Annotated in this window: 4 protein-coding genes and 2 pseudogenes; all 6 read left to right on the forward strand. The window is 70.5% G+C overall.

Annotation, left to right across the window (positions count from 1 at the left end):
* Window positions 1–64: 64 nt before the first annotated feature.
* On the forward strand, window positions 65–1,252 hold the full coding sequence (locus R6V09_RS09930; RefSeq protein ID WP_317880990.1) for an MFS transporter: 1,188 nt from the start codon (window positions 65–67) through the stop codon (window positions 1,250–1,252).
* Window positions 1,253–1,428: 176 nt separating this feature from the next.
* Window positions 1,429–2,559 (forward strand): GNAT family N-acetyltransferase, encoded by a 1,131-nt coding sequence (locus R6V09_RS09935; RefSeq protein ID WP_317880991.1) that lies wholly within the window; start codon window positions 1,429–1,431, stop codon window positions 2,557–2,559.
* Window positions 2,560–2,742: 183 nt separating this feature from the next.
* Window positions 2,743–3,861, forward strand: coding sequence for a DUF475 domain-containing protein (locus R6V09_RS09940; RefSeq protein ID WP_317880992.1), 1,119 nt, complete (start codon window positions 2,743–2,745; stop codon window positions 3,859–3,861).
* Between the two features lie 525 nt (window positions 3,862–4,386).
* Window positions 4,387–4,608 (forward strand): annotated as a pseudogene (locus R6V09_RS54420) (hypothetical protein); the annotation flags it as partial.
* 516 nt (window positions 4,609–5,124) lie between these two features.
* Window positions 5,125–5,523 (forward strand): annotated as a pseudogene (locus tag R6V09_RS09945) (hypothetical protein); the annotation flags it as partial.
* Between the two features lie 329 nt (window positions 5,524–5,852).
* On the forward strand, window positions 5,853–6,908 hold a 1,056-nt coding region (locus tag R6V09_RS09950), incomplete at its 3' end, for a toll/interleukin-1 receptor domain-containing protein (protein ID WP_317880993.1).

Consider the following 6,908-nt stretch of genomic DNA (forward strand, 5'->3'; position numbering starts at 1 on the left):
CCCGCCTCTTTCGCGTCCGCGCGAAAGAATACGACCCCCGCGCACACCCCAGCAGACTCCGCGCATGCGCAGCTACCGCGAGCTCTTCCGCACCCCCGAGTACACGCCGTTCTTCTTCTCCTTCGCCGCCCAGACCGCGGCCCAGACGATCAGCGGGCTGGCGCTCGCCACGCTGGTCTACCGGGCGACGGACTCGCCGCTGCTGTCGGCGGTGAGCATGTTCGGGCCGCAGCTCGCCCAGATGCTCGGCGCGACCTTGTTCCTGTCCGGCTCCGACCGGCTGCCCCCGCGCGCCACCCTGGCTGGCCTCAACTCCGCCTTCGCCGTCTGTACGGCGTTACTGGCACTGCCCGGCCTGCCGATCGGGGCGGCCTTCGGCGTCGTGTTCCTGGAGGGCCTGATCGCCTCGCTGGGCGGCGGAGTGAGCGGGGGTCTGCTGAACGAGATCCTGCCCAAGAGCGGTTTCCTGCTGGGGCGTTCGGTCTTCAACATGGCCAACGGGCTGATGCAGGTCACCGGTTTCGCCACAGGCGGCGCCCTGCTGGCCCTGCTCTCCCCGCGCGTCTGCCTGCTCCTGGCGGCGGCCCTCTACGCCACCACGGCCCTCGTCATCCGCCTCGGCCTGACCGCCCGCCCACCCCGCGCCGCGGGCCGCCCGTCCGTCGCCGCGACCTGGCGCACCAACGCCCTCCTGTGGTCCTCCCGGCCCCGCCGCCTCACCTACCTGGGCCTGTGGGTCCCCAACGGCCTGGTGGTCGGCTGCGAATCCCTCTACGTCTCCTACGACTCCGGGTCCGCGGGCACGCTGTTCGCGAGCGCGGCGCTGGGCATGTTCGTCGGCGACCTGACCCTCGGCCGCTTCGTACCGCCAGCCCTGCGCGCCCGTCTCGACATTCCGCTGCGCCTGCTGCTGGCCGCGCCGTACCTGTTCTTCGCGCTGCGGCCGGGCATGCCGTGGGCGGCGATCGCCGTGTGTGTCGGCTCTGTGGGCTACGGCGCGAGCCTCGTCCTCCAGGAGCGCCTGATGGAGCTCACTCCAGACGAACTCGCGGGCCACGCCCTCGGGTTGCGCTCCGCGGGACTGCTCGCCATGCAGGGCGTCGGCGCGGCCCTCGCGGGCACGGCGGCCCAACTGACCTCTCCCGGAACGGCGATGACCCTGATGGCGACGGCATCGGCCGCGGTGACACTGGTGTTGGCGGCATGCGCCCGGCAGGACCGGCCGGTGACCGCCTCCGCCGGCGTGTCCTGATCGACACCGGCTGGGCGATCCGTACTTTTCCGTGACCACAGGCATCCTTGACAGCGTCCGTACTGTTTCGCGACGTTTGAGACCTGCCGAACTGTTCGTGTCTCGTCGTACCTTGGGACGAGTAGGCAAGGGCGCGGACGACGCGTCGTGGGGGAAATGTGGGGGGACGGTCGCCCATGCGATCCATGCGATCCAATGGCAAGGCGGACATCACGATCCACAGACCGGAGGAGTTGAGCACCACGCTCCGCCAGGCCTGGCACAAGGCGATGGACGAGTCGCCGGACTACGCGAACCCTTTCCTGGCACCGGAGTTCGCGGACGGCGTCGGCCGGTACCGCGGCGGTGCGCAGGTGGCGGTTCTGCACGAGGGCGGAGAGCCGGTCGGCTTCTTCCCGTACGAGCGCAACCCCGTCGGCGTCGGCCGGGCGATCGGCCTGGGTCTCTCCGACTGCCAGGCCCTGGTGCACCGGCCCGGCGTCACCTGGGATGCCCAGCAACTCCTGCGCGCCTGCGGGCTTTCGGTCTTCGAGTTCGACCATCTGGTCGAGGAACAGCAGCCGTTCGGCCGCCATGTCACGGGCACCTTCGCCTCCCCGGTGATCGACCTGAAGGACGGTGACGGCGAGGTCCCCTACGCCGAGTGGCTGCGCGGCGCGTACCCGGGCATCGCCAAGACGACGCTGAAGAAGGAACGCCGGCTGGGCCGCGACCTCGGCGAGATGCGCTTCGTCTACGACGACCGCGACCCCGAGGTGCTGCACACGCTGATGCGGTGGAAGTCCGCCCAGTACCGCAGAACCGGCCGCATGGACCGCTTCGCCCGCCCCTGGATCGTAGACCTGGTGGACCACCTGTTCCGGGTCCGCGAGGAACACTTCACCGGCGTCCTGTCGGTCCTCTACGCCGGGGACCGCCCGGTCGCGGCCCACTTCGGACCGACGTCCCGCACGCTGTTCGCGGCCTGGTTCACGGCGTACGACCCCGAACTCCGTTACTACTCGCCCGGGTTGATCATGCACCTCAGGATGGCCGAGGAGGCGGGCCGGCACGGCGTCCGTCTCATGGACCTCGGGCGCGGCGACAAGGAGTGGAAGGACTGGCTCAAGACCCGCGAGCTGCGCGTGGGGGAAGGTTTCGCCACCCGCCCCCACCCGGTGGCCACCGCCCACCGCCTGTGGCGCCGCCCGGTCCGCGGCCTGCGCAACACGGTCCTGGCCCACCAGTCCCTACGGGACCCGGCGGACCGCCTCCTGAAGACGGTGGGCACGCTGCGGACGTCCGGGCGGGCGGCGTTCAGGAAGTGACGACGCGGCGACACCGCCTCCGAAGGGGCTCTTGGCCAAAAGGTCGAGGGCCCCTTTTCCGTGCCCCCGGTCCGCCCCGTCACCCGCACGACAGGCGGCCGTGGTAGACAACGCCGATGAAGGCCGGAGTCATTGGGTACCCGGCCCGCGGGCGACCGCGCGACAACAGGAAGGGGCAAACCCGTGCTTCTGAAGACCTTCCGCTGGTCGTTCGCGGTCACCGCGCTCGGTCTGGCCCTGGGAGTCTGGTACGGCGGCTGGACGGCGTTCGGCGTCATCGCGATCCTGGCCGTCCTGGAGATCTCGCTGTCCTTCGACAACGCGGTGGTCAACGCCGGGATCCTGAAGAAGATGTCCGACTTCTGGCAGCGGATCTTCCTCACGGTCGGCGTCCTGATCGCCGTCTTCGGCATGCGCCTGGCGTTCCCGGTGGTCATCGTCGCCGTCACCGCGAAGAAGAACCCGATCGACGCCGTCAACCTCGCCCTGACCGACAAGGACCGCTACGAACAGCTGGTCACCGACGCCCACCCGGCGATCGCGGCCTTCGGCGGCATGTTCCTGCTGATGATCTTCCTCGACTTCATCTTCGAGGACCGGGACATCCAGTGGCTGGGCTGGCTGGAACGCCCCCTCGCCAAGCTCGGCAAGGTCGACATGCTGTCGGTCTGCCTCGCCCTGATCGTCCTGCTGATCACGTCCTTCACCTTCGCGACCCACGCCCACCAGCACGGCGGCGCCCACACCGACAAGGCACAGACGGTCCTCGTCTCCGGCATCGCGGGCCTGATCACGTACATGATCGTCGGCGGCCTCTCCGGCTTCTTCGAGAACCGTCTGGAGGCGGAGGAGGAACGGGAACGCGAGGGCGAACGCTCGGCGGTGGTCCTCGCCGGCCAGGCCGCCTTCTTCATGTTCCTCTACCTCGAAGTCCTGGACGCGTCCTTCTCCTTCGACGGAGTGATCGGCGCCTTCGCCATCACCAACGACATCGTCCTGATGGCGCTGGGGCTGGGCATCGGCGCGATGTACGTGCGTTCGCTGACGGTGTACCTGGTGCGCCAGGGCACGCTCGACGACTACGTCTACCTGGAGCACGGCGCCCACTACGCGATCGGCGCCCTGGCGGTGATCCTCATGGTCACCATCCAGTACCAGATCAACGAGGTCATCACCGGCCTCGTCGGCGTCCTCCTGATCGGCTGGTCCTTCTGGTCCTCGGTCCGCCGCAACAACGCACTCGCGGAGACGGGGGAGACGACGGCTGCGGACGCGGACACGGACGCGGCCAGGGTGCCGTAGCCGGGAAAAATCTTGCCCGGCACGTCATGAGAACGGCGGGCCCGCACCTCTCTTCCCTGAACGGCCACCGCGCCCCCTGAGCGCCAACGGCCCGCATCGCAAGGGAGGTCGGGCAGTTGGAGCTCGCTGCTGCACTGTTGTCCGTGCTCGCCCCGCTGGCCCCCGCATTCAAGGGCTGGCTCGACAGCGTGGCCCGTCGCAACCGCGGTCCCTGCGACTCGTGCCGCTCGTGGGACGCGCGCCCGGAGCGGGAGGACGACGATGACTGAGCGGAAGCCGGTGACCGCCGAGGAACTGGGCGCGCTGTACCGCAACCACCGGACCAGTCTGACGGCGACCGCCCGGCAGGCGCTCCGTGCCCGTGGCGTACCGGAGTCGGTCGTCTCGGCCGAGGACATCGTGCAGACCGCCTTCACCAGGGCGCTGCGCGATCCGGCGGCCATCGAACATCCGGTCGGCTACCTACGGGTCGTGATCCGCAACGAAGTGGCCAACCAGGCCCGGCAGTGTGCTGAACACCGGCGGATGGAGACCCTCCGTACGGCCGACCCGCTGCGCTTCGACCCCGCGCGCTGCCCGGACTTCACCACACTGGTCGGCAACCGCTGGGCCGTAGAACAGGCCCTGGCCGGTCTGACGCTCCCGCAGCGCACCGCCGTATGGACGACGAAGGCGCTGGACCACACCCTGGACGAGGCCGCGACCCTCATGGACAGAGCCCCGGGCACGGTCGCCACGCATGTCTCCCGCGGCATGGTCCTGCTGCGCGCGGCCCTTACCGCCGCGGTGGTCGCCGCCATCGGGTTCGCGGCGACGGGCAGCGGCCTCGGCGGCCGACTACGGCGCACCGACCCGGCCGGGCAACCGGCTGAGGGGCCGGACGTATCGCCCGGGCGGTGGTGGCGGCAGGGGTGGGCCGTGCTCGTTGCGCTGTACGAGCGTTCGCCAGGGGGCGCTGTTCTGGCGGCCTTGGCCCTCCTGGCCGGGTGTGCCTACCTCTGGTGGGTCTGGCGGCCTGTCCTGGGCGGCAGACCCGGCGGGAGTCTCAGGACGGTGCTGGACCTTTGCCGGGAGGTGCGGCTCCTGCCGCGTGCGATGAGCCGCTTCGTCAGGCTGTTCACCACACGAGGCGCCACGTCCGGCGCCACGTCGAAGGGTGGCGAACGGGGCTCTGTCCACGGCGGGCGAAAGCGGGGCCGGGCTGCTCGCCCGGAACCGGCCGACGAGCGTCCCGACCCGCGGCACGCCACTCCCGCCGCCAACATCCGCCTGCAGGACCTGTTCGCCCTGGCGGGCTGGTCCAGGCGCGACCTCGCGCAGCTGGTCAACCGGGAGGCGGCGGTCATGGGCCGCCCCGAGCTGTCGACCGACATCTCGCGGGTACGGCGTTGGATCGACACGGGGGAAATTCCGCGCGATCCGGTGCCGCGGGTGCTGGCGGCTCTGTTCACCGAGCGTCTCCGCCGTGTCGTGACCGTCGAGGACCTCGGTCTGGTCCGGCACGGCAGGGCGGGCGGACGGACCGGCGCCTGGAGCCCGGCGGAACATCCCGGCGGTGCGCCATGGCCGGCCGAGCGGACCGCCGCTGTCCTCACCGAATTCACGGGAATGGACCTCATGCTCAACCGCCGCGGCTTGGTGGGCATCGGCAAGCCGGTCACGTATGTCCCGGACGCGACCCGGGAAGCCCTGAAGATCCTGGAAGTGGTCACCCACGCACCGAACGGGGTGGTTTCGCGGGCCCAGATCGCCCGCTCCCTGGGGAGGTTCGAGACGATCGACGAGTCAGCTCTGTCGCTGCTGATCCGGCAGGGCCATCTCCGGCAACTCCCGAACAACAAGTACGCCGTTGCCGGGCGGGACTTGAGCGCACTCACGTCCACGACCGGGCCGGACGTCCGAAAGAGCGACCGGACCAGGAACCCCCGGCCGATGGGGCACACTGAACGAGCAGGCGGACTTCGACCCTCGGTGAACGGAGTTGCACCTAGGTGAGTCATGGCACCGTCGACGTCTTCGTCAACTACCGTACGGCCGACACCGGATACGGAGCGGCGGCGTGCTACGAGTCGCTGGCCCGCGCCTTCGGCCCCGAGCGGGTCTTCCGCGACTGTGTGTCGATGCGGCCCGGCGAGCTCTACCCGCAGGCGATCCGGCAGGCCTTGGAGGAGACCCGGATCCTGCTGGTGCTCATCGGGCCGGACTGGTTCGCCGAGGACCCGGACACCGGCCGACGGCTGGTGGACCGGGAGGACGACTGGGTACGCCGTGAGATCCGCCGTGCGTTCGAACGGGACATCCCCGTGGTGCAGGTGGCCCTCGACGGCGCGCCTCTCGTCGTAGCGGACGAACTCCCGCCGGACATCGCACGGTTGGCGCACTGCCAGGCGGCGTACGTCACCCACCGGGCCCTCGGGGAGGACGTACGGCGGCTGGCGGACGGGATCACCGAGCTGGTGCCGGAGCTGTTGCTCCCCGATCTGTTCCCGCCTCAGCGGGAGTTGCCCGCCGAGCCACTGCCCAGCATGCTGCTGCAGGCCGACTACGGCGTGGTCCCCTTTGTACGGGCCGACGACGAACTGCCGCGCCTGACCGGCTGGTTGGCGGCGCCGGACCATCTCGCCGCGCGGCTGCTGACCGGGCCGGGCGGCCAGGGCAAGACCCGGCTGGCGCACCGGCTTGTCGAACAGGCGCAGGCGGAGGGCTGGACGGCGGGTCTGCTCGCGGAACAGGTGCCGGAGCCGGTGCTCGACCGCATTCACGCGTTCCGAGGGCCGGTACTCGTCGTCGTCGACTACGCCGAAGGCCGTACCGGGCAAATCGCCGCCATCGCCTCGGAGTTGATCGCCCGGCCGGTCGAGCAGGGACCGGCACGGCTGCTGCTGCTCGCCCGGTCCTCCGGCGTGTGGCCGCATCTGCTGCGCCGCCACCGCGACGACCGTGTCTCGCTCCTCTTCACCGACCTGGCCGAGCACGCGCTGCCCTCGGTCGTCGCCGCGCCGGACGACCGCCTCGCCGAGTACGAGCGGGCCCTGCACGCCTTCGCG

The sequence above is a fragment of the Streptomyces sp. W16 genome, assembly GCF_033194735.1.
Classification (GTDB): Bacteria; Actinomycetota; Actinomycetes; order Streptomycetales; family Streptomycetaceae; genus Streptomyces.

What these genes read in the sequence shown, in the direction of transcription:
- R6V09_RS09930 (WP_317880990.1), top strand. Translation starts at nt 65, where the DNA reads ATGCGCAGCTACCGCGAGCTCTTCCGCACCCCCGAGTACACGCCGTTC.
- R6V09_RS09935 (WP_317880991.1), top strand. Translation starts at nt 1,429, where the DNA reads ATGCGATCCATGCGATCCAATGGCAAGGCGGACATCACGATCCACAGA.